This window comes from Paenibacillus pinihumi DSM 23905 = JCM 16419 (assembly GCF_000422505.1).
GTDB lineage: Bacteria > Bacillota > Bacilli > Paenibacillales > Paenibacillaceae > Paenibacillus_D > Paenibacillus_D pinihumi.
Window position 1 is genome coordinate 88,214 of the sequence record NZ_KE383866.1, and the last position, 26,714, is coordinate 114,927.

Sequence of the window (26,714 nt, forward strand, 5' to 3'; positions counted from 1 at the left end):
GTTTACGACCCCTTCGGATTTAATTTGGCAGCCAGCTTGTTCATCAGTGTGATAATGATGAAGGTAATCACCATCATGATTGTGGCGATAACCGAGGCCAGATACCAGTCATTGAGCGTTATGGCATTCTGGTACAGGAATGTCGAGATAACCCGCTGCTTTCCTCCAAGGAGCGCAGGAGTCGTATACGCCGTCAGACTGCCGACAAATACGAGAATGCCCCCGATAATCAGTCCCGGTACGCTAAGCGGGATAATGATCTTGCAGAATGCGCTGAACCGGCTTGCACCAAGGCTTTCCGCAGCCTTAACCAGATCAGAATCGATATTCTCCATAACACCGACCAGGGTAATAATGATGAGCGGCAAGAACAGATGGATCAGACCGATAATCATAGCTGTCGGCGTGTACAAAATGTTCAGCGGCTCCTGAATGACACCAAGGGAGAGCAGCGTGTTATTGAGCAGTCCCTTTTTTCCGAGAATAATCGTCCAACTGAATGAACGGACAACGGAGCTGGTGAGCAACGGGAAAATGGCCAGCGCCAGCAGCAGTCCCTTCCTCCGCGGGTTTTGCCGGGAGATATAATAAGCGGTCGGGAACCCAAGCGCCATACACAATAACGTTGTAATAACGCTGACACGCAGTGTAGTCCATACAATTTTCAGGAAATACGGGTCTTTAAAAAAGTGGACATAGCCTTCAACTGTGAAACGGCTCTCATGGTAAAAGGTCGAGCCTACCGTCAGGAGAATCGGTATCACCATGAAAGCAGCCAGGAACACGAGTCCGGGCAGAAGCAGTATAGCCAAGTACGATTTCTTCATGTCACTGTTCTCCTGTTCATTAGTTCGCTAACCTCGCAGGACGCGGGTGAAAAGATTGATAAATTCGTCCGCCTCTACCTCCAGGCAGACATGCACATTCGGCTTCACAGACAGCCGGTTTTGGAAATCACACACGGTCTGCCCGTCGCACAGCTCGCTGCGCGTTTCTACATCTACATAATAGTGCCTGGTCTTAACCAGATCGGGATTGATCGCCACGCCTACTGCGAGCGGATCATGCATGGCACAAGCTCTGACACCATTGCGCTCTTGATAGCGCTGCAGGTAATCCGCCGTGCTGGCCCGTACATAGCGGGCAATTTCTGTATCTCCCAGAGAATCGATGTGCTCTTCTCTCAGCAGCGCCTTGCGGGTCACATCCAGGCCAACGAGCTTGATTGAAGCGAATCCGGCCCAGAATATATGCTTGGCCGCTTCCGGATCTACATAGATATTGTACTCAGCAGTCGGGGTTACATTGCCGAAGCCCTGGACGACGCCGCCCATTACAATGACTTCTTTCACCTTCTGAACAAGCTCCGGGTATTTCATAATGGCAAGTGCCAGATTCGTCATCGGCGCCGTCATAATCAGGGTAATCTCACCCGGATGCTTGCGGACCTGATCGATGATGAAGTCCACCGCATGCCCATCTTCCGGCTGCTTGCGTTGCGTCATATCATTGAGGGCTCCGCCGAGGCCATCCTTGCCATGAACCCGGTGTTCAAAATATGTGCTGCGGAGAATCGGCTTTCCGGCTCCCTGCACGACAGGTATATGCTCTGCTCCTGCCAGCTGCAAAATTTTGCATGTATTGGAAGTCGCCTGTTCTACGGATACATTGCCGTTAACTGTCGTGATACCGAGAATATCCAGCTCGCCGCTGCGGATAGCAAGCAGCAGCCCGAGCGCGTCATCTACCCCCGTATCTACATCGAGAATGACCTTCTTGTTCATTTATTGATCCTCCCTATGCCCGAAATAAAACAAGGGTACATGCGCAACATATACCCTTGTTGTTAAGCATAAACGGCAGATTTCGTCGTTCACCGTTTAATGAAGCTGCGTCTTATTGGGTTATTTCACGGTTGAAGCGGTCGATCCAGTTTTTAAGGTTCTCGTTTACAGATTTCATATCGAGCTTGATCAGCTTCAGAATGGTGTCTGCACCGTAAGTAATCCCTTCAGCCTCTTCAGCGCTCAATGTTACTTTCATGTTTACCGGAGAATCGATTTTCGCTTTCGCAGATTTCTCCTGGAACTCCTGGCTCAGGTGCCAGTTGATGAAGTCTTCAGCCAGTTCTTTGTTTTTGCTGCCTTTTACGATGTTCACCGTGTTCATGATTGCATAAGCACCTTCAGATGGTGTTACAAACTTTGTACCGGGAACAGCAGTTTTCAGATCCTTTACATACATCTCCATAATTGGACCTGCAGCGATTTCGCCCTGGGTAAACATGTTCACAAAGTCAGAAGTTTTATCGTAGTATTTGACAACACTTGGGCTCAGCTCTTTCAGCTTGGCCATCGCCTGATCTTCATTGAAATCTTTGTTGCCGGCAACGCGGGAAGCAGCATCCAGAATCATCGGGCCGCTTGTTGAGGTAATGTTCGGAATCGTCAGCTTCTTGGACAGCTCAGGGCTCCACAGATCGCTCCAGGATTTGATTTCCTTGCCGCCAAGCTCTTCAGGGTTATAAGCAATACCCAGTTGGCCGATTGTGTAAGCCGGACCGAAGTCCTCGCCAAGCGGAGCTTGAGCAACTTCATAGATGTCCTTCAGGTTCGGGATGCGGCTGCGGTCGATTTTTTCGAACAAGCCAGCTTCAATACCTTGTTGCGCATAGTAGTCAGACAAATAAATCAGGTCTACAGCAGAACCGCCAGTTTTAACTTTGTTCAAACGGTCAGCATTGTTGCCAGCCTCGACTACAATTTTGACATTGTGCTCCTTCTCAAATGGCTCATACAGCTCTTTATTGAAGAAGTCAGCGGAGAATCCCCAAGTCGAGATCACGAGCTTTGTCGCTTCACCCTTTGGTGCGTTGCCTGCTCCTCCTGTATTTTCCGGTTTTGCCGCATTGCCGCAGCCGGCAAGCACCACCCCTAGGATCGTTAATGATGCCAATCCTTTTACCCACTTTTTCATCTTGAAAGTCCTCCCTTAATGTACTAGCTCTATAGTGGTCAATCTTAAACCCCTAGCCGGTGTTGCTGTGTGATACCCGTATTATTCGTACAGGCACCGAAACTATACATTTACCCCAAGGTCTTCCAACAAAAAAAGAAAAGCACACTTGTTGTAGAAAAAGTTCTTCTAAACAAGAGCACTTTTCGTTGTAAACAACGTAAAGAGACATCCGCCTCGCTTAATTTGGTTCCCTCTTAAGATAAATCAAAAGAGTGACGCCAACGCTTGTTATTCAGTTTCGTGAAGAATCACATTCGTGATAGCCCGTTGAGTCGGAGGGTCATAATCCCTTAGCACTACTTCAATGGATAATCCCAGCTCTTGCTCCAGCCGTTCGCGAATCTTCCGCTTATAAATCACAGACATATGATAATCCACTTCATACTTCAGCGCGGGAGCCTCGTCCTCCAGCGCATTGGAGCGCGGCGACCGGCGGTGCTTGGCATGAATCGTAATAACCGAATGATCGATGGATACCTTCAGCATCGTCGTTCCTACTCCGAACAGCTCTTTGGCAATTTCGTTGTAGATGTGACTGAGCTTCTTCCTGTTCTCGCTCGAGTCGATCAGGGTCATGTGAGAGAATCACCTACTGATATAGTTTAAATCAAGTTTAAAAGCTAGTATTCATAATACATAAGATTATTGAATAAATCAAGCAATAGTTCGGATTTTTGCATAAGAAAAAGAGAAAAATCCCAGTAATACATTCTTCAACACGTGATTTACGAAATATCTTCCGTTATCTGTCTCTGGAGTCAGGAATATTAAACAAAATAGCCCCACCCCGGCGCATCCATGAAGTAATGAATGCTAGTGGTCTCTTCTGCCTTCGTCCAATTGCAATACCATCAGTTCTTCATCCCAATATCGATCTCCATATTTCAAAGCATTCCGCTCCGTCCCGTAAACTGTAAATCCGCCACTGTCATACAATCGCTTTGCTGCGGTATTGTTTGAGATTACGGTAAGATAAATCAGTGCCCGCACCTGAGGAGATCATCTGTCTCGCTGAGGACATGCACAGCAAAAAAGCCAATCATTGTGATTGGCTGGTAAGCTTCCATGTAACTCAGCGAATGGCATCAACGTTGCAAGCGGAAGATACAACCGAATGGTATCCGTCATTTTTCAGCAAGAAATTTCTGTACCCAGGGTCCGATCAGACTGGCCGTATCCTCCAGAATCGTCAGGTGCTTTTCTCCAGGAACAATCTGGGCGGTCGACTCGTCCCTGACCTGCTTGGCCAGATCCGCAAATTTTACAACCTTGTTCGGGTCCATGACCTCATCTCCCGCTCCAACCCATAAGCCAAATGGACGATCGATTCGCGCTACCTCCTCAGACGGCTTGCCCGGATTTAATGCCAGCGACATAATGACGCTGTTATATTGCACGAGACCAATATCGGATTCCATCTGCTCTTCCGAATAGTTGTACTTGACCCCGATTGCATGGCCTTTAAGCAAACCGAAGGTCAGCGCGTGGGCGATATATGCCTTCTGGCATACTGTTGCAAAATGCCCGTTGTCCTCATAAATGGTATTCGACTTCAGTCCAAAATCCGGCGCGACAAACAGGTAGCCATTGACGAACTCATGCCCCGGGGAATTAATGTAGTTGACGATCAGTCCGGCCCCGGCCGAATGTCCGCCCAGAAAGACCGGCAAGGAAGGAAATTCATTATGCGCCGTCCCAATCATTAATGTGACATCATCATATATTTGCTGCAGACTTGGGGCATCCCCGCGTTCGCCCCCGGATAATCCATGCCCCCTGATATCCGGCAAATACGTGGCAATGCCATATTTCTCGCTTAATCCGATGCCGACCGGCTGATAGCCTGCCCCGCTGTTGGCGCCTGATCCGTGATAAAAAATTACAACTGCTTTCGGGTTGGCCGGCGAGTAGTTTCGATAAGCAATTTGAGTATGATCGCTCGCTTCCGTATACCGGACGTGATCGGTGACAAGCCGGCTCGCCGTATTTTCACCTGCTTCTCCCTCTCCTACCGATGACACATCCGATGCGATATCCGGAAATTTACAGGCAGAAAGAGGCGTAGCAGCAAAAGCCAGAATACCAACCACAATTACACATATAACCGAGAGGATAACCAGCAGCACCCTTTTCAACAGTCTCATTCCCTTATCTTCCTCCCAGCAATTTGAATCCGTCTTTGAAGATGGCCTCTCTTCCGGATCAGCGGATTCCAAACCATTGCCTGGTCTCCGCACTGCTCAGCCTCCAAATGACAAGAACAGGCAAGATTATACCGAGCAAAAATCCGACACTGCTCCAAATTGCGTACTCAATTACTCTCAAAACAATCATGAGCACGCACAGCACCAAAGTGCCATTACGTCTGGCAGCAGTTGGCGTGTTCAACTGAAGCCCTGCCCATAGTGCCGCGGTGCCGATAAGAATCATTGCGGCAGAAACGATTTTCTTCACGATTCCTGTATCTCCTATGGCCAGAAAACCGTTGACAACATTCACTAACGCAGCAAGATACAATAATATCTGAACCGCCGTTATTGCAGACGGCTTTTTGGCATTGCCCGATGCATCCATAGCTTTGCCCGCTCCTTTGTCTGTAAATTCGCCGGGATGCTTCTTAAGCGAAGGCATCGAATCCGGAAAGCATCCTCTTAATGTAAAATCACACGAAATGGCAAAAGTCTGAAACTTATTTTTCCCTCTTTGTACCTTTACTAATCATTTTTTGACACAAAAAAAGAACAGGAATCCAAATCCTGTCCATTCTTTTCGGTTATGCAAGTTAAAAATGATGCTGAACTCAGCTTTGCTTTCCTCGTACCTGTACTTGCGTATAGCTGGAGATTTCCACCAAATTCTCATCGAGGTCCCGGATATAAATAGATGTGATCGGCCCGAGCGCACCCGTACGCTGCACAGGTCCCAGTTCAACAGGCACTCCCTTTTTCTTTAAATGCTCAAGAACACTTGCAGGCGGATCGATTGTAATCAGGCAGAAATCGCCTGATCCCGGGGTCGGATACTTCGCTTTGGGATCGATTTCCTTGCCTACTTCCTGAAAATTAATTTTTTGCTCACCGAACGAAGCTGCCTTGCGGTCCTGTCCGAAGGTCACAATTTCCATGCCCAGCACTTCATTGTAAAATTTGCATGATTTCTCGACATCCTTGACTGTAAGAACCAGATGATCCAGCCGTGAAATTTTCACCTTCATTCCCTCCAATTAACAATAAGTACTCAAATCAAATACCGGACTAACATTTCCTTCACTATTCTATCATATTCATTAAACCAATTATCCCGGGACATGAACTGATCAAGAATATAATTAAAGTTAATTTCAATATTGCTGCCTGCATAATACTGACCAATGTAAATATGAAGAACTGCAATATGATACAACCTGGTCAAGAGAAGCAAATGACGAATTTCCTCCATGGACGCTTTGCAATGCCGGGCATAGCCCTGAATGAAGGCTTCCGCCATCGAAAGCGAGCCATTTGACACTTGAAGAATATGATTGAAGCTGATTGCAAACTCCATAAATGCAATATCATACGAAGCAAAATCGAAATCCAGCACCCCGCTGATTTTTCCGTTCCGGGACAACAAATTAAAGGCCAGCACATCATGATGAACAAGCTGCGCAGGCAGTTCTTTTAATTTTTGAACAGATTGCTCCACATGGGCTGCCATATCCCTGTAAAAATTTATCTGCGATTTAGATAGATGGAATGGAGGGCTTCGAAAAAAAGAAGCAATAGCCTCCCGGCTAGCAAGCGGATGAATGCTATAAATTTCGGTAAATGGAGTTCCCCGGCAGTCTGTCCTGGAGAGATCAAATTCGGCAAGTATCGAAGAAATTTCCCCAACTACTGTGCCAAAATCAACCGCTTGTTCACGCTCTGATAAATCTGGCGGACTGCCTTCGAGAAAGGTAACAACCACGCCAAGCCTGCCATCTTCAAATTGGATGTAATCATCCCCGGATCGTGCCGGAAGAAACTCCGGTACCTGAAATGAGGCTCCGCTATTACATAAATAGGAAGTAATCTGAGCTTCAAAACGAAGGCTCTCCGCATCCTTCGTATACTTGTTATAAATCCGCATCACATAATTGGAGCCATCGACATTTAGAATGCGGGTCTGATTGGTAAGACCAAACGGAACTGGTTCGATGCAATAACTGGTGGAGTGGAAATATTGATGAAACAACCGGGTGAAATAATTTTGCAATAACATCCCTCCTCAATTTGATATCTGCCCTAACAACTTTCTGAGTCATGCCTGCATTGTAAAAGGATATATTCAGTGCTGCATTTAATAGTTTAAAGTTAACTTTATTTTGATAAAAGCTTGAACATGTACATCAAACATGGATTCATAGACTTACTCCCAATTTATTGGTAAAAAAAAGATTTCTCCCCCGTTATAACGTAAATGTTATTCATATATATTTTCTTGGGCTAACGGAAAAAGTTATTATGATTCAAGGGTAAGCGGATATATGGAATTGCAGATTTACAGAGCACAAGCAAGGAATACCGCAGCCGTATTTCTCGTTTGTGCTGCACGACCGCTAAGAAACTTCCATCTGATTTTGGAGATAAAACATAATTCCCGCCCTGTCTACATCCGAAAAGGAAAGCGGATTATCATCCATTAACCTTCGCAGGTCAACGGCTTTTATCCATCTGGGGTCACTTGTTTCATCGCCTGTCTTAACAAGCTCCCCTTCTGCCCTGCAGCGAAAATACGCGCCAACAGAATCAATTGGGCCTTTGATTGTCTGGTAGACGGAAAACGGACGGATACACTCCACTTCCATAGAAGGATCAATGCCAGCCGTGTCTATCCGGGTATGTTCGCCTTCGATTTCCACAACATCTAATCCGGTCTCTTCCTTGACTTCTCTGACCAGCGCAGCTGTCCATGATTCATACATCTCGATTCTCCCGCCAGGAAGCTCTATTTGCTGCGGCCAGCCCGGCTTGTTTCGCGTCTGAATCACGATTTCGGTATGACCTTCAAATGACCGTTCGATAATGGCACGGGAATTGACATAAAACATGTTTGGCACACCTGCCTTTATAATAATAGAAAAAATTACTTTTTATGGGTTATAAAAAGAATACTCATTCATATATATTTTTTAGGCTAAAGAATTAGCTTATTGAGTTATTTATGAGAGGAGGGAAGCCGGGCTTTACAAAATTCAGGTTCAATTTTCTATAATTTCAAGGAGGAAGTAAATGAAAAAATAAGACTCATGTCGCTAATCTTTGTACTGGTATTCGCTTTCTCTGCTTTTTCGGCAACTGCCTTTGCAGAAAAAAAGGAGTATACAGGAGTTTATACACATCCGGGAGGCCATTTTAAAGTTGACTACTATTTTTTCTTTTATGGAGTATATGGGGCTTTGGAATATGAACTTTATAGAGAAACGCCGAATGGTGATGTTTTATTCCATTCTTTCTATGCAGGCAGCGGTCATTTAGAAGACTATTTTAGATATGGAACATGGTATTACTACTATATGCCTGCCGGAACTTACAAATACAAATTGACTTATCCTGCAGCATGGCCGACAGTAAGCGTAACTCCTTCCTCTTTTAATTAATCCATCTGTTTCATTAAGATGAAAGCCGGGTATGGGGGCGACTGCAGCGAGCTGAAACAGCTGCAGCTGTTTCCCCGCCATTTTTGTCATGCCATAGAACGAAAATTCAATCTTGAAAAGCAATCCGGATTTAGTTCGCCATAAGTCTTTCGGCAAAAGCCACCTCTGCAATCAGTCTCGGAAATTCCTCAGGTGCTGCACCACTCTCTACGGACCAGCAAGCCCCCATTGCCGTTTCGATATAGAGACATTGACGCAAAACGTTACCCGGAACATACAGATGTTTCTCCAAAATCGCGATAATCGTATTTATTTTCTCTCCCAGTTCGTCTGTTATCTCTTCATCAAATTCGTTTAATATAAATCTCGGCACATCAAAGATAGGATCGCCGATGACACCTTTCGGATCAATAATGACATATTCCTCTTCTGCCCCAAGCAATATATTGTCATGATGAAGATCACCGTGCAGCAGCAGCTTTTGAGGATACAATTCAGATAAAGCCAAACACAGTTCTTCCGCTTTCTTCATATAGGCGTACAGTTGAGGGCAATCCTCCCGCCTGCTCATATATTCTGTGATCCGGGTGACCCATTCTGCGTATGTCGGATAAACATCCTGATTCGACGGGGCTATGTGTAAATCGTGATGCAGGGAGCAAAAGACTTCCAGCCTCTTCTCCAGAGAAGCTTCTTCTCTCAAAGGGTTTCCAGGCTGTATGCGTTCTTCGAGAATAATTCCATTCTCCATATCCGCATCAAAAATTTTGCAGAACCGCCCCCCGTTATATTCGGACAGCGCGTGAAATTCTGCCAAGCTCTCCTTGGAAGAGACTCCCCCAATTTTGAGCACCGCATCCCCATGCTTTTCTGATTCGCAAGTAAATATCAGGTTTGCCGAATAAGAGGGGATAAGCTGGAATGAGGCCAACTGCCAACTGGCTTTGTAAACCTCTAAATCTCTCAAGGCTTTTTCATAAAAATCCTTGCCAAATCGTCTTCTGATCTTATCCTGTTCATCCGGCTTGAAATGATAGTTTAATTCCATAGATGAATATTTTCCCCGTTTCTATGAAGATTGGTGTACTTGTAATCGTGCGGTCAACTGTCTATCTCTTCATTTTACCCATCCAGTTCATATATCACAATGAGATTTCTATCTTGGTTCCATGACTCTTTTTGCATTTAATGATGGCAAAATAAAAGAGCCGTTCCAGCCAAACTTGCATGGCGCTGGAACGGCTCTCGCATATTTCATTAAAACTGCATGCCTTAATGAATTGCACTTCAACTTAAAACTCATTCTGTCAATTTGCTAATCCCCTATCATTAAGAACCATACACTTCAAATTCATAGAGTGAGTAGCCGAAGATGGTCGCCCGCTCCGTTGCATACACTCTCACATAACGGCCTGAACCATTGACCGTTATTTCATCAATTCCGCCATCTCCGGTTGTTGTGCTGTACAGATCGGTCCAATCAGAAGCATTATTGGATACCTGCACTTTGTATGCGGTGGCATATGCAGCCTCCCAGTTCAATTTTACCTTGCTGAGCTGCCTGCTGCTCCCCAGATCAACATAAATCCATTGCGGCTCCGCACTGTACACCGAAGCCCAGCGGGTCTCCGTGCTTCCGTCTACTGCATTCACTCCCGCAAACGGATCTTCTGATGAAGATACCGTCACTGGACGGTTTAACGCCAGATTGCTGCCCGGATTACCGCCTGGAGTCTCCGGACCGCCTGGACCGGGATTCTCCCCGCCGCCGTCACCGATTGGCGTCCAATTGTCGCCGGCAGTTACATTTTGCTGCGGATTCACTCTGACGAGCGATTTCGGCCCTACAACAGCTGTACCGGTAATACCGGAAGCATTGCGGAATGTCACGGTTACTGTATTGCTCGACGGGTTCCAGATTTCAGCGGAATATTGGCCATTTTTCTTGTAGACCGATGCCGCACTATAACCTGTAGCCCATATATCTGTCGTACGCTCCCCGAGAGAAGCCATGCTGTTAACGAACCAATACGTATTGAAAATTTCATTGCGCTGCATATCTGTTGCGGACCATTTGTTCAGAACAGCCTGCGGATTGCTCAGCGCCTGAATAGGCCAAATAATATGCTGCCACACGTTCTTCTCGCCGCCGTTGTCTGCAATAAAGCCTGCATACAGATCGGCCGCTTTTGCCTTGTTAAAGGCGTAGCTCGTCAAATACTCTGCTGTTGGCAGCCAGTGAATGCCGTATACATAGACAGGATCACCATGGAAGAACGTCCCGAAGAAATAGGAGGAACCATACACCTGCCCTACGGACTTGTGCGTCCACTGCGGCAGCCAGTTGTCGCCGTCATAGTTGAACCAGTATTGCTCTACCGACTTCAACTCGGTCGTGAAACCGTAGACCGCCGCATCGTGATAGGCCTGGTTGCCTGTCAGCAGCGCCCACATGTATTGTCCAACCCAGCCAAAGAGAGATTCTCCGGCTGCTTCCTGGTTGTTGCCGTTCTTGTTGTCCGCGTAACCGCCAGCCCAGGAATGGCCTTCATACGGGTCAAAGCTGCGGAACTGCGGATACATCGAGTCGGTACGGGACGGATTCGCATAATCGCGGATCAGATGGTCAATCATCGGTTCATAGTCCGTGCGGAACTGGTTATCGAATGTTGCCAGGACCGCAGAAGCGAATACATAATAACCGTACGTGAAGTGATGATCCGTCAGGCCATAGTTCGCCCCGAACTCACTGACTCTGTAGTACATCGTACCCCAATCATCATTGTAGTACAGGAAGTAATCCGGTTCGCCGTTCGTGTAGGTGTACCAGTCCGTCAAAATCGTACGGATACGGGACAGGAACCGGTCGCGCAATTGCGTCTCACCCATTTCATTGGCCGCCAGTACGCCCATCGCCAATGGATGAAGACGTTTGCCCTGCCAATAAGCATCTGCCGCCATCAGGTTCCCTGTCGTCTCCTGATCCAGAATGTTCAAATAATTCAGCATTTGCTGACGGGAGTATTCAGGATTGTCCGGCTCGGTAAATTGCGGCACCATGCCATAGAACCTGTCGACAGTCGTAAAGGCATTGCCCTCTCTGATTTTCAGCGTGCCGCGAATGGACGGGTAGGTCCGGGCAGTCAGCGCAGAAGTCGTCGTTTTCCATTGATGCGGGAACAGTGCCAGCAAGGTCTGATTGGAGAAGCCGGTGCGCACCTGCTGTGTCTGTACCTCGAAGTTCGTCGTCACTTGGGCCGTTGCTGCATTATAATTGTAGTTCACCTTCGTATCTGTAATGAAAGCATAAGCATGCTGATGATAATAGGCCAGGTCGGCAGGTGCTGGCAAAGCAGCCAGTGACAGATAGGACTGCCCGCTGCCAAGGCGGATTTTAATTTTCGCCCCTACCTTCTGGAACACCGTTCCCGGGGGAGCAAATATGCCATAATGACGCGTTTGCGGAACCGCTTGCGGACTGCCGTCCACATTGGCAATCGTCAATCTGATATGGTCTCCCGTATACGTCGCGCCATCCTGTGCCAGAATGGCGTTGCCATTGCCGGCTACGGCCTGGCTGACTGCCGGAGCGTAGATTTCTACTGCATTCGGATCAGAGAAACGGCTGAACAGGTATGGCGAGCCTTTTGTGAAGGTAACCGCCATCTTGTCTGTGTTGTCGTCGCTTAATGCAGCGTGGACGGAGAAATCCCCGTAACCGTTTACACGAGTAGACATTTTGGACGTATTGATATTGCTGGACATCAGGTACAAGTCAGGAGTGCCGTCGGCATTGACTGCACGGCCGTCACTGCTGAGCCACCCCGCTCCCGGATTAAGTATACCTAGCCCTTGCGGGGTGAATTCTGATTTCAGCGGCAGTGTAATAATCGGATCACCAAGCTTCTTCACCATAAGAGATTGCCACCAGCCGTTAGAATCAATAGGCGTCGTTACGCTCGCCGCCTTGTTAGCCGGATATTTCGGTTGCGGCATCTGGATGTCCCTGGTCAAGTAACTTCCTGCTCCTGCCTGAACCACAACTGGTGTCGGCAAGGCAGGGATGCTATGAACCGGCTTCGGATGGCCTTCCACATAGTCGTACACTTCAAAATCAAACAAGGAATAGCCAAAGCTCGATGCGCGACTGATCCCCTTCATGCGGACATAGCGGCCGGAAGTATAGACCGGAATATCCTGCTTGCCGCCATCGCCAAGCATCTCACGGTAGACCGTCGTCCAATTGGAAGCGTCATCAGAGACATCCAGATCAAAGATACGCCCTGCTGATTCCCAGTTCAGCACGATGCGGCCGATTGTCCGCTTGCTGCCCAGGTCCACATAAATCCACTCATTATTCGTATGATTTGATCCCCAGCGGGTCGCGGAATTGCCGTCCACTGCATTTTGAGGCAATGTAGCGCCTGGCGGCAAATAGTCGGACTGCTCATAGGAGGATGCCGTTACCGGGCGGTTAAGCGCTGCATTCGGCCCGTAATTCAATGGCGGCTGATTGACGCCCCCGGTGCCGTAAATCTCCAGTTCATGGATGGAATAGCCGTAAGGGGAAAGCGCCCGCTGAAGCCCAAGCACACGGACGAAACGTCCATTGCCTGACACCGTCAGCTCATCAAGACCTCCACTTCCGGTTGTAGTGGAATAGATATCCGTCCAGTTCATTTCGTCATTGGACGTCTGTACTTTATAAGAAGTGGCGTATGCGCCCTCCCATTGAATTTTCACTCTGTCAATGACAGCCGGAGCTCCCAAATCAACATAAATCCACTGCAGATCCTTGCCCCACTCACTTGACCAGCGGGATCCCGGATTGCCGTCTACCGCCAAATTAGCTGTGTTTCCGCCTTCTGATGAGGATGCATACGCCGTACGATTCAACGACAGCAAATACGAATCCGCCGCATACGTTTTCACCGGCGCCGGCACAGCAGCCAGCGTCACCACCAAAGCCGCAATCAGTGTATACAGCATTCCCTTTCTTACCCAGCCTCTACCTTTCATTTTCCTTCTCAAGTCCATCAGAATCCTCCTTCTAAAATATAAGATATTTATCGCAAGCAGCCGCTCCTCCCCCCAGAGGCAGCAGAAGCAGCTGCGGTTGCGTGAATCCATGTATGATTATTCGTTTGGGTTTAAAACAACTCCACTTCATACAGCGAGGGACCATACGGTTCAAGTCCTTTGGCTGTCATATAAATTCTTACATATCGTCCCTCTGCATTGTTAAGTAGAACAGTCTCTGTGAATTTGCCATTAACAGCAAGGGTACGATCAAGCGATTGTACAGTCTGCCAGTCAGCACTATCTGCTGACAGGTCACTGCTTTCCGGAGCCGTCTGAATCAGCAATGCCCGCGCATAGGCTGTCTCCCATACAAGCCGGATTGACTCCAGTGTTTGTGTAGATTCCAAATCAATATATATCCATTCCGGCTGGAAAGGCGGCAGCTCGTTACGCTGCCAGTCCGCTTCCCAGCGGGACCCGGAATCGCCATCCGTCACAAATTGCGGGTTAAGGCCGCTTGAAGCTGCAACCGGCTTACGGAGCGCCAAATTCTGCGGCTCTGTCACCGGCTGAATGACTTCTGCCGGGTCATATCCATCAGCTTCAACAGTAATCGTGTAGCTGCCGGCTGTCAAAAACAACTCCGCTGAAAGGATCAGCTTGCCGGAAATGAGTGTGTACTGATCTTCAGCAGTCAGTTGGCTTCCATTCACATATACTGCCTGAACGGCATGCTCCCATTCGGTATCGGACGGGAATACAAGCTCCATCGGCTGCCCGATCCGGTTATTGGAATCGTCAGCAATCAATGCTGGCGGACTCTTGAGCGCCGGACCAGCTGCTTTCCCATACACTTCGAATTCCCACAAGGAATACCCCCACTCCGTGCCTCTGGCGGTACCGAGCAAGCGGACATGTCTGGCTTCTTCACCATTAAGCTCAATTCGCTTCAGTCCCGCGCTGCCGTTTGTTTCCGAATAAATATCGGTCCAATCCGATTCGGACGGTGATGCAGCGGAAGAAACCTGAAGGTTATAAGCTTTAGCGAACGCACCTTCCCAATGAAGAACCACGCTTTCCAAGACATGAACCCGGCCAAGATCAACCGCGATCCACTGCGGATCGGATGGATCGGATTCCCAGCGCGTGCCTGAGTTGCCGTCGAATGCATTTGCTGCTGCCTGTCTGGCGCTTGAAGCGCTGGCTGTCTTGTGAAGTGCCACATTCGCCGCATCTGTGCGAATCTCCTGTGTAATCTCGGCAGGCCCGTAACCGGATGCCAAGATAGAGATTGAATAGCTCTTCGCTTTGCTGAACAAGGAGGAGTCAAGTGTTATCTTCCCTGCTTCAATGTGAATCTTGTCGGCCGGGACAGGGACGCCGTCCAAGATGACCGCTTCAATTGCTTGCCGCCAAGCCTCCAGATCGGCAAACTCAAGTTCAATATGCTGTCCAAGCTTGTTATCGGATTGATCGGCTGCAAGTACTGGAGGCGCTTTGACCTCCTTAATGGAGACATCGTCGATAAAGATCGTATGCGGCTCATCCGGCGTAACCGTCCCGCCCTCAATGACATTGCCTAGCAGGAATTTAAGCGACAGCGTTGTCGCCCGGGCAGGCTGCATGCTCTTCGTGAATACAGCCGATGCGTCCCCTGTTAGCGAGAATGCATCCTGCTGATTACTGTTGTAGCCTCCCAGTTCAACGAGAAACGGGCGGTCCGCAGACGACCATGCACGAAAGCTTAGCTCATAAGACTTGCCTGCCTCCAGCTTAATGCCGCTTTGCATCAATTGCGTCGACCATGATACCGGTACGCCCCATTGTGGATGCAGGCCTCCGTGATAGTAAATATCCATTCGGGCGGCACCATCTTCCACAGCAAATTTGGAATCTCCGCCTTCTCCCATCCAATGCTCCCAATCTGCAGTCCCGCGGGCAAATCCGCCGTTCAACACCAGATTGCCGTCACTTGCAAGCACCTGCTGCTGAATGGTCACATCCGCGAAGCCGCTTGCTTTTACGGTAATCCTGTAGAGCTTGTCGACTGGCATTGCACTTGGCGCGATGCGGATCATGCCGGAAAGTACCTCGAACTGCCCGGATTCAAGCCTGTTTCCGTCAATCCATATTTCGGAGACGGCTGTACGCCATTGCGGATGATCTGCAAATCGCAGCTCCACCGTTTGGCCTGCAAGCGCCCCTTCAGGACTTGTCATCAAGGTGGGCGGGCGCTTGACCGGCGCATTCTTGACCTCCAGCACAACATCATCAATAAACAGATCATGCGCACCCGCCGGACTATGTGCCGTTTTGCCGAGCAGCAGTTTGAAGGTCACACTGTCATCGGCAGCCATTTTGAATTCATAATGATAGGTCTTCCAATCCCCTGTCACCTGTATAGAGCCGGAATCAAATCTGCGCGTGTAGGACGCATTTTCCAGTACGGCCTCCATATCCCGGGCTGCCGTTGATCTGGCACGGAAGGACAACACATAGGTCATTCCCTTGGAAAGCGGCAGGTTCTCCTGCATCAGCATGACATTCCAGGCTTCGGAGCCTGCGTTTGCAATGGCAATCTTCGCAACGCCGTCTTCTGCCGTAAATGCAGCAGCAGCACCCTGGGTGAACGGCACCCAGCCCGTGAGGCCTGCTGAGAAATCGCCATTATCCAGCGGGAACAGCTCCACCCCTGAATAATCAACATTGTGGTTCGTCGTACGAATCAGCTTTACATTATCTAATGTAAGTGTTGAATTGGCGCCTCCAAGCTCGAACACAAGCACTGCTTGCCGTTCAGTTTCATTTGGCGGTACGGTGAAGACCAGCTCCCGCTGTGACATATTGGTATCCAGCATGACCGCCTCATTTGCCAGATAGACGACTGAGCCGTCACGGTTCAGAAGCTTTACGCCAATTGTGCGGGGTGTCAGTGCTTTCGCATCAAAGGTCAGCTTGTATTCATCATTTTGCAGCAATTGAAGGCCCTTCTGAATCAGACGAACCGAGTCAATCGCACTCCCGCCATCCTTAATGTTGAGCTCCAGCTGTCTTCTCACCGGATCAACAGCCGCCAGTGCTGAAGCGCTGCCTGATTGCTCAAGCTCCCAATATTTCATCCGGTCCACTGTCCCCAGATCGAACGAACCGTTATAAATGTGGTTGCCGTTATCGAGCGGCTCTTTGGCGGCATTTGGTTCGGACAGGACATCCACTTCCCTGAGCACCGCATTTCCGATCCAGACTGCATTTGTATTCAGCCCAAGGTTATACTCCAGACGGGCGGTCAGGTCGGTAGCCTGCTCCATAACAAAACGGTAGGTGTATCGCTGCACCGTATCTTTCAGCGGCACATCAAAATTATCCGAATATGCAGCCCAGCCGTTGTCGTCGTCTCCGCCGAATTTAACGCTGATGGAACGGGCAGCAGCAGCCTTCGCATCAAAGCTCAGCTCATAGATGCGCCCCTTTACCAGCGTTGCATATTGAATAAGCTGAAGCGCATGAGCCGCGTTGCCGCCACTCGTAATTGTTGCCTTCGCAAATTTTTTGCCTTCAATCGTATCGATATTAACCGATCCTGCACCACCAAAATTGCTCGTATGCAGGAAGTTCCAATAGAGCGGATGCAGCGGTGTATCCAATGAAGCAATGTCTGTAATCCCATGCTCGAAATTCAGATCATAGAGCAGATTGCCATCTGCCTCCGGCTTCCCGTTATCCGGAATCGGCTCCTTCACGATGACAGGCTCGGCTGGCTCCAGATAATCGCGCCCGGTCAGCTCATATACCCGCACATAGTCCACTTCCATCCTGGCCGGGAGCACAGATGGATCAGGCAGCCTGTTACCGTCGTACATCCCGCCAACCGCCAGATTCATAATCATATAGAACGGTCTGTCAAATGGAGCCGGATATGCATATTTGTCCGGTTGCCCCTGCTCCCAGCTATACCAGTCATTCACCGTCTGATAGAGCTGCCCGTCTACATACCAGCGGATTTCGCCCGGCTCCCACTCTACCCCATACGTATGAAAGGTCTCGAAGCTCTCCCCTGCCGGGAACTTGTAGGAGGCTCCGGTCGACTTGTTATTCGGCCATTGCTTTCCATAATGTATCGTGCCGTCAACCTCTCCCGGCAGTCTCCCTCTGGCTTCCATAATATCCAACTCACCCGATGAGGCCCAAACACCGTATTCACTATCCTTCGGCATCATCCAGAAGGCCGGCCATAATCCCTGTCCTGCCGGAAGCTTCATCCGCGCCTCGAATTTTCCGTAGGCCTTCGTAAAGGTGTCCGCGGTGAACAACCGTCCTGATGTATAGCTTTTGCCGCCATAGCCGTCGCCCTTGGCTTCAAGGATGAGCTTGCCATCCTGTACCTTGATATTTTCCTTCCGATAATACTGCTGCTCGTTATTTCCCCAATCGACCAGTCCGTAATCGGACCCGGTCCCCTGCTGATAGCCCCATTTGTCCAGGTCTACGCCATTTGTATCCAGATTGTCCCCGCTGCCGTCGAATTCATCCTGCCACACCAGGCTCCACATAACCTTTTCTTCGATCTGCTGGGCGACTTCTGTCTGTTCATAGCCATCGGCACGAACAATAATCCGATAACTCCCCGCTTCCGGGAACAGGCTGTAGTCCAGCGTCAGCTTGCCTGAAGACAACTTATAGGAGGAAGGTTCCACAGCTTCATTATTAACAAGTACGCTGCGAATGGCCTGCCTCCAGGCGGCATTATCTGTGAACGTAATGTCGATATCGTAGCCAACTGCATTGTCAGCAGCATCAGAAGTCAGGGAAGGAGCAGCCGGGAGGCTGATATCATTCCCCGGCTTCACCTTCTCCCCTGCCGCTTCCTTCGCCCCCTTCACCTCCAGGCGGATATTATCGAACCAGACATCATGCGCACCCGGTACGCCTTCAGCCGGTTTGCCAAGCAGAAACTTCAGACCGGTGATATCATCCTTATCCGGTGTGAACTCGCTATGATACGTCTGTGTTGTGCTGTCTAACTGCACCTTCCAGTTCAAATAACGATGATAGCTGTTGTTCTCTGCCGCCACCTCAATATCTCTGGGCATTGTCGAGCGGGCATCGAAGGAGAGGATATAGGTTTTATCTTTGTACAGCTGAACCGGCTCTTGAATGAGCATGACATCCCACGGGTTAACCCCGTGGCTCTCAATAGCCGCCTTCAGCCCGCCGTTGACCACTTCTATAACTGCGCTAGAATCGCCTTCATAATCGCCTTGAACATGCCTGCTCCAGCCGTTCATTCCGTCTGTAAAATCACCATTGCGCAGCGGAAATGCTTTGGTCCGCGCATCTTTCAACTCAACGCGCACCTGTCTGACTGACACTTCATGCGCATTCAGCTGGGCTGCACCTTCCAGCTTGCCGAGCAGCAGTTTGAAGGAGGTTGTCAAGTCCGCTGTTACCGGCAGTTCATAGCTGAACGTCTGCCAGTCTTTTGTCAGGTTCACATGTTCAGATACATAACGGTGATTTTCGGCATCAACCACGATTTCGGCGCCGCGTTCCGCCGTTGATTTCAAGTCCGCCGATACCACATAAACTTGCCCCTTATGCAGCGGGAAATCATTTTGCATGAGCATGATATCCCATGGATTGTTGCCCTCGTCATCAATGCCGATTCGCATTTCTCCGTCTTCGGCTTTTAATTCCGCCTTGGAACCATAGCCGTCATACCGTCCCTGCACATGCTCGCTCCAATTGGTTTTGCCAGCTGAAAAATCTCCGTTCTTGAGCGGGAACTGTTCCTCAAGCGGCAACTCACCTATATGGTTATCCGTCAGCCGGATAAGACGAATATCTTCAATCGCAAGCCCTGCCTGCTCACCGCCAAGCTGGAAGACCAGCTTGCCGCCAGAATCATTACCGCCGGCTGCTGTTGTAAAGTTCGCTGTCACATCCTGCCACTCTGTAGTCAAGGCAAGCTTTTGCATATCGGCAGCGGCAGTACCGTCCTCTTGCTGAAGCGCGGCACGAATACTGCGCGGTGTATCCGCTTTTGCTTTGAACGTTAATTGATAGTCATTTTCTTCAATGAGCTGAATGCCGTTCTGAACGAGCCTGATTGATCCAGGCTCTGAACCGCTCTTGTTGATCGCGATATGAAGCTGCCCTTCTTTCACGGCAGCACTTGCTGCTGTGCCCGTATCCGTTTCCAATTTCCAATAGGTCATCCGGTCCATACGGCCGAGATTGAATTTTCCGTTATAGACATGGTTGCCGTTGAGCGGCTCTTTAGGCGCATCTTCACGGAAAGGGTCTGTCTCTTCTGTCTCCACCAGCTTCACATTGCCGATCCAGACCGGACTCCGGTTAAGCCCTAGGTTAAATTCCAGCCGTGCCAGCACATCCGTATCCGGCATCATCTGGAATACCAGCTCATAGCTTTGCACCGCTGTACCCAGTTTGGCTTCCAGAGTATCGGAGTAAGAGGACCATCCGCGCGTCTCTCCCCCGCCCAGCTTAACTGCAAGATTGCGGCTGCTGTCCGATTTTGCATCGAAGCTCAGCTTATACCAGCGGCCCTTGCCCAGCGTCACATTCTGAATAAGCTGTATAGCATGCGCAGCATTGCCGCTATTGCTAATATCGATTTTAGCAAACGGCTTGCCGTCAACTTGATCTTTGGTGATTGTGCCGCTTCCACCAAACGTATCAATCGTGACAAAGTTCCAATATTGCGGGTCCAATCCAACATTCGGCTGTGTGATGGCTTTCGGGTCACGGCTGTATGAAGGATCATAGACCAGATTTCCGTCTATTGGCTGTTTGACACCTTCAGGCAGCGGCTCCTTGACAACGACCGGCTCCTGCGGCGTACGGTAAGGAATACCATCAAGCTCATAGACCCGTACATAGTCAACTTCCATCGTGGCCGGCAGCAGATCATCTGTCGGCATGACACCATTATCGTAATTTCCGCCGATTGCCAGATTCAGAATCATATAGAAGGGCTTATCAAATGGTGCGGGATAGGCAAACTTGGCAGGCTGATTTGCGCCCGTGCTGTCCCAATTATTCTGGGTCTGGTACAGCTCGCCGTCTACATACCAGCGGATTTCACCAGGCTCCCACTCTACAGCGTAGACATGCTCATCCGTAATATCTGTTCCTGCCTTGAAATGATAACTGGCTCCTGCAGATTTATTATTGGGCCATTGCTTGCCAAAATGAATCGTACCGTCCACCTCACCCGGCAGTCTCCCTCTTACTTCCATAATGTCCAGCTCACCGGACGATGCCCATGTTCCATACTCGCTGTCCTTCGGCATCATCCAGAACGCCGGCCACAATCCCTGTCCGGCCGGAAGCTTGATTTTCGCCTCAAAGCGGCCATACGTCTGAGAAAAGGTTGGTTCCGTATACAAACGTCCGGATGTGTAATTTTTGCCGCCGACGGCTTCCTTCCTTGCATTGAGAAGCAGCTTGCCGCCTTCAACCTTAATATTTTCCTTGCGGTAATACTGCTGTTCATTGTTGCCCCAGCCGTCCAGACCATACTGTGATCCTGTCCCTTCCTGGTAGCCCCACTTCGTCAAGTCTACGCCATTCGTATCCGGCTGAGCAGCATTTCCGTCAAACTCATCGTTCCAGCTCAGCTTCCACTCGCCCATCTTTTGCGTTACAGAAGCCTTGTTGTACCCTGAGGCATTTACCTCTATCGCATAGTCACCCTTTCTTTCAAATACCGGTGCATGCAGAGTGATAACACCGGGCGCGATCGTGTAGTTGCCCGCAGAGACTGCCTTGCCGCCCGCCGTAATGCTGCGGATTGCTCCGCGCCAGGCTGCATTGTCCGGGAATGTAATTGCGATGCTGCTCCCCGCAATATTGCCTGATGCAGCCGGAGTGAGCTGCGGAGGGATTGACAAACTTCCACCGCCCGAAACATATACCGAGCTGCTGCTTCCTTGAGGCTTCAGAGGCGTGCCGTCGGCCTTCATAACGACACCGTCTTTGACAGCAAGCTCCGCCCCTTTCTCGATGCGGCTGTCATTGATCAGCACAGACGCTGACAGCACCTTAAGCGAGCCAATCGTCCCTTTCGCAGTAATTGCTGCAGCTTCTGATTCTTCCTCTACAACCAAGCTATCAATCTTGGCGTTCTGATCCAGTTCCAGGAGCATATTGCTGCCTACAGAAGCATTTTGAATCTCGGAATCGCCGGAGATGACAACCCGCACCTTGGATTTCGGATGATCGCCCACAAGGGATTGGATGCGGGAGTCGGCAATATGTATGCTGTTCGGCCCGCCGCCGCCGACATAGACAGCTTTCTTGACCGTTACCTTTTCCAGCCAGGCATCCCCCTCGCCAATTCCGGCCGTCAGCAGTATATTTCCGTTAATGACGGTATCTTTCAGTCTTACGCCTGTAGTATTGATGAGGACGCTGCCCGCAGTCTCTCCAAGCGTAGCCGTTCCGTGTGTGTTCAGTACCTCTCCCGCAAGACGATCAAGAAGTGTAACCGCTTCCGCCCTGGTGATTGCTTTTGACGGCTGCAGCGATCCATCCGCGTAGCCCTTCAAATAACCGGCGGACAGCAAGCTTGCCAGTGAAGCTCTGGCATAAGACTGAACATCTGCCTGATCCCGATAATTGTCCAACACCTGCTCACCAGCAGACGGTACATGGAATAATCCAGCTACCGCCTTGGCGGCTTCCTGTCTCGTGATAACCGCCTGCGGCTTGAAGCTGCCGTCCGGGTAACCGCTCATAAAGCCTGCTTCCAGCGCTGCCGCTGCCTGTGGTCCGTACCAGGCGTTGGAATCTACATCTGTGAAAGCAGAGCTTTTGCTGCTCTTAAAACCGAATACAGTGTTCACCAGCTTTGCAAACTCTCCCCGCGCCACTCCGCGGTCAGGCTCAAATTTCCCTCCTCCCGTTCCGCTTGCCAATCCCTTCTCAATCCATTTCCTTGTTTGCTTTTCCGCCCAGTGCCCCTGCAAATCATCTGTCCGGGGAGATGCAAACGCCGGCATGCTGCTAATACTCAGCAGCAGGCATAAAGCTACGGACACAAGCCTTTTCCCTTTCCTGTTCATTCCATATTCAACTCCTGCCTGATGGCATCGTACGCCAGTTTTACCTTATTATAAAATGGATACGCTTTCATTCCGACTGAATAAATCAACGAAAGTTGTAAGTATTTAAAGAACATCCACATTTTAAAATAGGATTATGAAATTATACCGATCGTCACTCTCAAGAGGCATGAACCCTCAAAGCAAAAAAAGTCTGTTTCAATCAAGGCGGCGTTATCGTTCTTGCCCTGATTGTGTTGAAAACGACTGGAGAAAGAAGAAATACCTCTCGTCCGAGTTACGACAACAGCCGAAAACGGATGGAGAGGCGACAAGTTGAAAGGCACGGATAAAGGCTGAAGAAGCCGCATTTGCCGCAGCTTCTCCAGCCTTTTGTTACAACTTATTGTACGCGAACCAGATTCCACTTCTGAGCAGCGGAACCATTATCGTTCCAGATTTGCACGTTCGTGCCGTTGGCCGTCCCTGTTGAGGCTACGTCCAATGCTTTGCCACTGTTCGGGTTAACTAGCTTATATGTTCCGTCGGCATTCTGGACGATGTTCCAGGTCTGTGCTCCACTCCCGTTATCCGTCCAGACATTCACATTCGTGCCGTCCGCAGTTCCGGCCCCCGCCACGTCAAGAGCGAGGCCGCTATTTACATTTACTAATTTGTAAGTTCCGTTGGCATTGCGGTAAGTTGTCCACAATTGTGCTGTTGTTCCGTTGTCCGTCCATAACTGCACGTTCGTGCCAGGCGCCGTACCGGCTGAGGCCACATCCAAAGCTTTGCCGCTGTTCGGGTTAATCAGTTTGTATGTTCCACCCGATACAATACCGGGAGAAGGAGCAGCGATATCCTGATAGACCCGGACATAATCGACATACATCTTGGCAGGGAACGCGGTTGAGCTGTTCGGAGAACCCGGCCAGTTGCCCCCAATCGCCATGTTGAGCAGCAGGAAATGCTCTTTATGAAATGCCCCTGTCCCATTTATATTATTCGCAATATTGGCTTCCCGGAATTGGATGCCATCCACAAACCACTTGATTGAGCTCGGTGTCCATTCGATCGAGTAGACATGATAATCGGTCACATCGATCGTATGGCTCGCTCCGCCATAAGATACATTGCCGTTGTTAAACCAATGGATATACCCGTACGTATTGTTTTCATTATTGACATGCTCCATAATGTCGATCTCGCCGCTTCTCGGCCATCCGACCGTAGTGATATCTGAGCCAAGTGTCCAGAATGCCGGCCAAATCCCCTGGCCTTTCGGCATTTTGATCCGCGCTTCAATTTTTCCATACTTGAAGGTTTGTTTGCCCTGAGTTTTCAGACGTGCCGAAGTATAATTCCGGCCACCGTATGATTCCTGCCTTGCTTCAATGACGAGGTTGCCATTTTCGATCCGGGCATTTTCCGGGCGGTTTGTATAATATTGCAGCTCATTGTTGCCCCAGCCGTTCGATCCGGTGCCGATCTCAAAAGTCCAGTTGTTGGTATTAATGGATGTTCCGTTGAATTCATCACTCCAGACAAGCGAATAGGCCGCGTTCGCACTAGGGGCTGGCAACAAGGTCACAATAAGAGCAGCTACGAGAAGCATGGCGTATGACTTCGTGCTTTTGAACCATCTAATCATCTTGATTCCTCCTCGAAAATTTTGGACTGCAAATTATCCATTCCGACGACAAAAAAACGTTAAATCACACCTCCTTGACTACCCATCTATTTTTTTAAAGCGCTTACAATATGAGTTTATCATGACATTCATTTTCTAAAAATAGTTAAAAAGACTTGATTTAAACAGTTTAACAGGTCGTTTTGGGCCAAGTCTTGTCGAATGCAGGTGTTCTCCATGTCGTGCATTACGCCAGTGCTTGCTCTGGCGGCGTTATTCTGTTTGGCGCCGGAAATGCGCATGCAATGTTTTCAAGGTTGGTATTGTTCTTGAAAGCAGAATAAATCATATTATGATGCTCAGTTTTCCTTTGTCCCTCCCGTTCTTGTCTTTTTATAATGTAAGCGCGGCGAAGGGCCAGCGGAGGGATGAAGGGTTTATGGAGAAACGGCAGTGGCTGCCTTTAAAGACCGGTTTTATACCTAATGAGAGTGATCATTCAAAAAAACCGGTCTTTAACAGCAGTCGGAAGAAACCCTTCATCCCGCAGCAGCCGCTCCTTCCAGCCAAACAAAAATTAAAAAAAGACAAGACCACCTCCGATTTATCCGGCAGTCTCGTCTTCTCTGTGCTCTTTTGCGGGAATGACAATGCGGACTACAGTTCCCTTGCCGACCTCGCTTTCAATTACAACCCCGTACTCTTTGCCGAAGTGCAGCTTGATCCGCTGATCGACATTACTGATGCCGTAGCCGACCTTCTCCTGCCCCTGCCCCCAAATAGCCTGGATCCTCTCCGGCTTCATGCCCAGCCCGTTATCCTCAACCTCCAGTACAATCTCAGTGCCCTTCTGGAAAACGCGAATTCGGATCTCAATTTCATCGTCAAACCAGGCATGCTCCAGCACGTTTTCCACGAAAGGTTGAAGGACAAATTTGACCGTCTGGCAATTTGCCGTCTCCGGCTCTGCCTCGATCATGCTCTTGATGCGACCAGCGTGTTTGATGTTTTGAATATTCAGATAGGCCTTGATAATTTGCAGTTCCTTACCGATTGAAATCAGCATTTCACCCTTGTTAAGTGTCAGCCGGTAGAATTTCGCCAGCTCCCGGATAATCTCATGCAGCTTCTCAATTTCACCCAGCTTCGCCATCCGGCTAATGGATGAGAATGTATTGTACAGGAAATGAGGGTTGATCTGGGCATGCAGGATTTGCAGTTCAGCCTCCTTCTTCCCAAGACGGCTAATGTACACTTCGTCAATCAGTGCCTGGGTCGTCGATGCCATATCATTAAATGACTCTGCAATATCCGCAAATTCATCCCGCCCCCGGTAAGAAATCCGGCGATTGTACTCTCCCTGCTTAAACGCCTGCAGCGACAGGGTAAGCTTGCTCATCCTTTTGGAGAACATATTGGCAATTAGAGAGCTGATAAATGTCATCGCTACAACACTGAGAATACAAATGAGAATGGTTACGTTACGGACCTGACGGGAATTTTCTTTAAACGAGTCGACTGGAATAAGTGCGACAAGCGTCACCGGCAAATGATTAATATCCGCCGTTATTTTCAGAAAGCTGCTGTCATCGCCAAGCAGCTTTGGCACATCCAGGTTCGTCATATCATCTGCGCTGGAGTAAAGCAGCTTCTGCTCCTGATCCATAACAAATATTCGGGTCCCGTCTCCCAGCTGGTTCAAGTCTACATCTTCAAATATATCATGCAGTTTCACCGATACTCGGGCAAGTCCAATTGTCTCGAAGGTTTCGTAATTAATCAGCGGCTGCAGGAGAGAGATATAGCCATACCGTTCATCCATCCCTGCCCGCTTCCACTCATAGCCGTCAATAGGGATATTTAATGAGCGGAACCAGGCTTCATTGCGAATCCGGTCCAAATAGCGGATTTCATAAAGCCGTTCCCCCGCCTCCAGATTCTGCTCGGTTTCTTCATAATACTTTTCGCCAAGCGTCGGTTCATTCAGGTAGATAACAAGACGCACCCGCTGCTTCGGCAGATGAACAGCCGATTCCAGCCGCGGATAGACATACTGGGTCGTAACCTGGTAGCGTTCCCAATTGAGATAATAGCCGGACATGTATCGCGCCAGCAGCTGATCATCATATAGCTCGCGCGAGGTACGGCTTATATCATCGATCCGGTACTGGACATTATTGCCGATTTGGTGGACCGCGACCTCCAGATTGTTGCGGGTATTCTGCTCAATCGCCCGCGCAGACGAGAGGTAGGCATAACTGCCAATGATCACAACGGGCACGATGATCAGCAAGGCGTAGGAGATCAGCAATTTGTAACGTATCGGCAAATATTTCAACCGGCTCTTGTTCATCAGCGT

Annotated in this window: 16 protein-coding genes; 1 reads left to right on the top strand and 15 read right to left on the bottom strand. The window is 49.3% G+C overall.

What is annotated here, in order from left to right; all coding sequences use genetic code 11:
• Positions 1 to 2: 2 nt before the first annotated feature.
• From H583_RS0124215 to H583_RS0124255, 10 genes are all read right to left on the bottom strand, one after another.
• Positions 3 to 827 carry an ABC transporter permease gene (locus H583_RS0124215; RefSeq protein WP_028562741.1) on the bottom strand — a complete coding sequence of 275 codons (825 nt, stop codon included), beginning with the start codon at positions 825 to 827 and terminating at the stop codon, positions 3 to 5.
• A 27-nt stretch (positions 828 to 854) separates the two neighbouring features.
• Positions 855 to 1,784 carry a nucleoside hydrolase gene (locus H583_RS0124220; protein WP_028562742.1) on the bottom strand — a complete coding sequence of 310 codons (930 nt, stop codon included), beginning with the start codon at positions 1,782 to 1,784 and terminating at the stop codon, positions 855 to 857.
• Positions 1,785 to 1,896: 112 nt separating this feature from the next.
• Entirely contained in the window at positions 1,897 to 2,976 is a 1,080-nt protein-coding gene (locus H583_RS0124225; protein ID WP_028562743.1) for an ABC transporter substrate-binding protein, read from the bottom strand.
• A 270-nt stretch (positions 2,977 to 3,246) separates the two neighbouring features.
• Positions 3,247 to 3,594, bottom strand: a complete 348-nt coding sequence (locus H583_RS0124230) for a Na-translocating system protein MpsC family protein (protein WP_028562744.1) — start codon at positions 3,592 to 3,594, stop codon at positions 3,247 to 3,249.
• Positions 3,595 to 3,831: 237 nt separating this feature from the next.
• Complete coding sequence (locus H583_RS37690) at positions 3,832 to 4,008, bottom strand: GNAT family N-acetyltransferase (RefSeq protein WP_154665975.1); 177 nt, start codon at positions 4,006 to 4,008, stop codon at positions 3,832 to 3,834.
• Between the two features lie 134 nt (positions 4,009 to 4,142).
• On the bottom strand, positions 4,143 to 5,162 hold the full coding sequence (locus tag H583_RS0124235) for an alpha/beta hydrolase (RefSeq protein ID WP_028562745.1): 1,020 nt from the start codon (positions 5,160 to 5,162) through the stop codon (positions 4,143 to 4,145).
• A gap of 58 nt (positions 5,163 to 5,220) precedes the next feature.
• Positions 5,221 to 5,649: a hypothetical protein gene (locus H583_RS0124240; protein ID WP_051236931.1), complete on the bottom strand. Its 429-nt coding sequence runs from the start codon at positions 5,647 to 5,649 to the stop codon at positions 5,221 to 5,223.
• Between the two features lie 169 nt (positions 5,650 to 5,818).
• Entirely contained in the window at positions 5,819 to 6,226 is a 408-nt protein-coding gene (locus tag H583_RS0124245) for a VOC family protein (RefSeq protein WP_028562747.1), read from the bottom strand.
• A 29-nt stretch (positions 6,227 to 6,255) separates the two neighbouring features.
• Positions 6,256 to 7,254 (bottom strand): phosphotransferase, encoded by a 999-nt coding sequence (locus H583_RS0124250; RefSeq protein ID WP_028562748.1) that lies wholly within the window; start codon positions 7,252 to 7,254, stop codon positions 6,256 to 6,258.
• Positions 7,255 to 7,597: 343 nt separating this feature from the next.
• Positions 7,598 to 8,089, bottom strand: a complete 492-nt coding sequence (locus H583_RS0124255) for an NUDIX hydrolase (protein ID WP_028562749.1) — start codon at positions 8,087 to 8,089, stop codon at positions 7,598 to 7,600.
• A gap of 198 nt (positions 8,090 to 8,287) precedes the next feature.
• Here H583_RS0124255 and H583_RS0124260 point away from each other — a divergent pair, with 198 nt between their 5' ends.
• Positions 8,288 to 8,638 carry a hypothetical protein gene (locus H583_RS0124260; protein WP_028562750.1) on the top strand — a complete coding sequence of 117 codons (351 nt, stop codon included), beginning with the start codon at positions 8,288 to 8,290 and terminating at the stop codon, positions 8,636 to 8,638.
• A gap of 130 nt (positions 8,639 to 8,768) precedes the next feature.
• Here H583_RS0124260 and H583_RS0124265 read toward each other — a convergent pair whose 3' ends face one another.
• From H583_RS0124265 to H583_RS34120, 5 genes are all read right to left on the bottom strand, one after another.
• A complete protein-coding gene (locus H583_RS0124265; RefSeq protein ID WP_028562751.1) occupies positions 8,769 to 9,686 on the bottom strand; it encodes an aminoglycoside phosphotransferase family protein in 918 nt (305 codons plus the stop codon).
• 281 nt (positions 9,687 to 9,967) lie between these two features.
• Positions 9,968 to 13,675 carry a discoidin domain-containing protein gene (locus H583_RS0124270; protein WP_036710905.1) on the bottom strand — a complete coding sequence of 1,236 codons (3,708 nt, stop codon included), beginning with the start codon at positions 13,673 to 13,675 and terminating at the stop codon, positions 9,968 to 9,970.
• Positions 13,676 to 13,788: 113 nt separating this feature from the next.
• Positions 13,789 to 22,746, bottom strand: a complete 8,958-nt coding sequence (locus tag H583_RS0124275) for a hemoblobin-interacting domain-containing protein (protein WP_028562753.1) — start codon at positions 22,744 to 22,746, stop codon at positions 13,789 to 13,791.
• A 382-nt stretch (positions 22,747 to 23,128) separates the two neighbouring features.
• Positions 23,129 to 24,376, bottom strand: a complete 1,248-nt coding sequence (locus H583_RS0124280) for an RICIN domain-containing protein (RefSeq protein ID WP_028562754.1) — start codon at positions 24,374 to 24,376, stop codon at positions 23,129 to 23,131.
• 583 nt (positions 24,377 to 24,959) lie between these two features.
• A complete protein-coding gene (locus tag H583_RS34120; RefSeq protein WP_051236933.1) occupies positions 24,960 to 26,708 on the bottom strand; it encodes a sensor histidine kinase in 1,749 nt (582 codons plus the stop codon).
• Between the last annotated feature and the right edge of the window lie 6 nt (positions 26,709 to 26,714).

Coding starts and splice junctions, on each gene's coding strand:
- H583_RS0124230 (WP_028562744.1), bottom strand. CDS start 3,594: ATGACCCTGATCGACTCGAGCGAGAACAGGAAGAAGCTCAGTCACATC.
- H583_RS0124240 (WP_051236931.1), bottom strand. CDS start 5,649: ATGCCTTCGCTTAAGAAGCATCCCGGCGAATTTACAGACAAAGGAGCG.
- H583_RS0124225 (WP_028562743.1), bottom strand. CDS start 2,976: ATGAAAAAGTGGGTAAAAGGATTGGCATCATTAACGATCCTAGGGGTG.
- H583_RS0124220 (WP_028562742.1), bottom strand. CDS start 1,784: ATGAACAAGAAGGTCATTCTCGATGTAGATACGGGGGTAGATGACGCG.
- H583_RS0124265 (WP_028562751.1), bottom strand. CDS start 9,686: ATGGAATTAAACTATCATTTCAAGCCGGATGAACAGGATAAGATCAGA.
- H583_RS0124280 (WP_028562754.1), bottom strand. CDS start 24,376: ATGATTAGATGGTTCAAAAGCACGAAGTCATACGCCATGCTTCTCGTA.
- H583_RS0124260 (WP_028562750.1), top strand. CDS start 8,288: ATGTCGCTAATCTTTGTACTGGTATTCGCTTTCTCTGCTTTTTCGGCA.
- H583_RS0124270 (WP_036710905.1), bottom strand. CDS start 13,675: ATGGACTTGAGAAGGAAAATGAAAGGTAGAGGCTGGGTAAGAAAGGGA.
- H583_RS0124255 (WP_028562749.1), bottom strand. CDS start 8,089: ATGTTTTATGTCAATTCCCGTGCCATTATCGAACGGTCATTTGAAGGT.
- H583_RS0124275 (WP_028562753.1), bottom strand. CDS start 22,746: ATGAACAGGAAAGGGAAAAGGCTTGTGTCCGTAGCTTTATGCCTGCTG.
- H583_RS0124235 (WP_028562745.1), bottom strand. CDS start 5,162: ATGAGACTGTTGAAAAGGGTGCTGCTGGTTATCCTCTCGGTTATATGT.
- H583_RS0124215 (WP_028562741.1), bottom strand. CDS start 827: ATGAAGAAATCGTACTTGGCTATACTGCTTCTGCCCGGACTCGTGTTC.
- H583_RS34120 (WP_051236933.1), bottom strand. CDS start 26,708: ATGAACAAGAGCCGGTTGAAATATTTGCCGATACGTTACAAATTGCTG.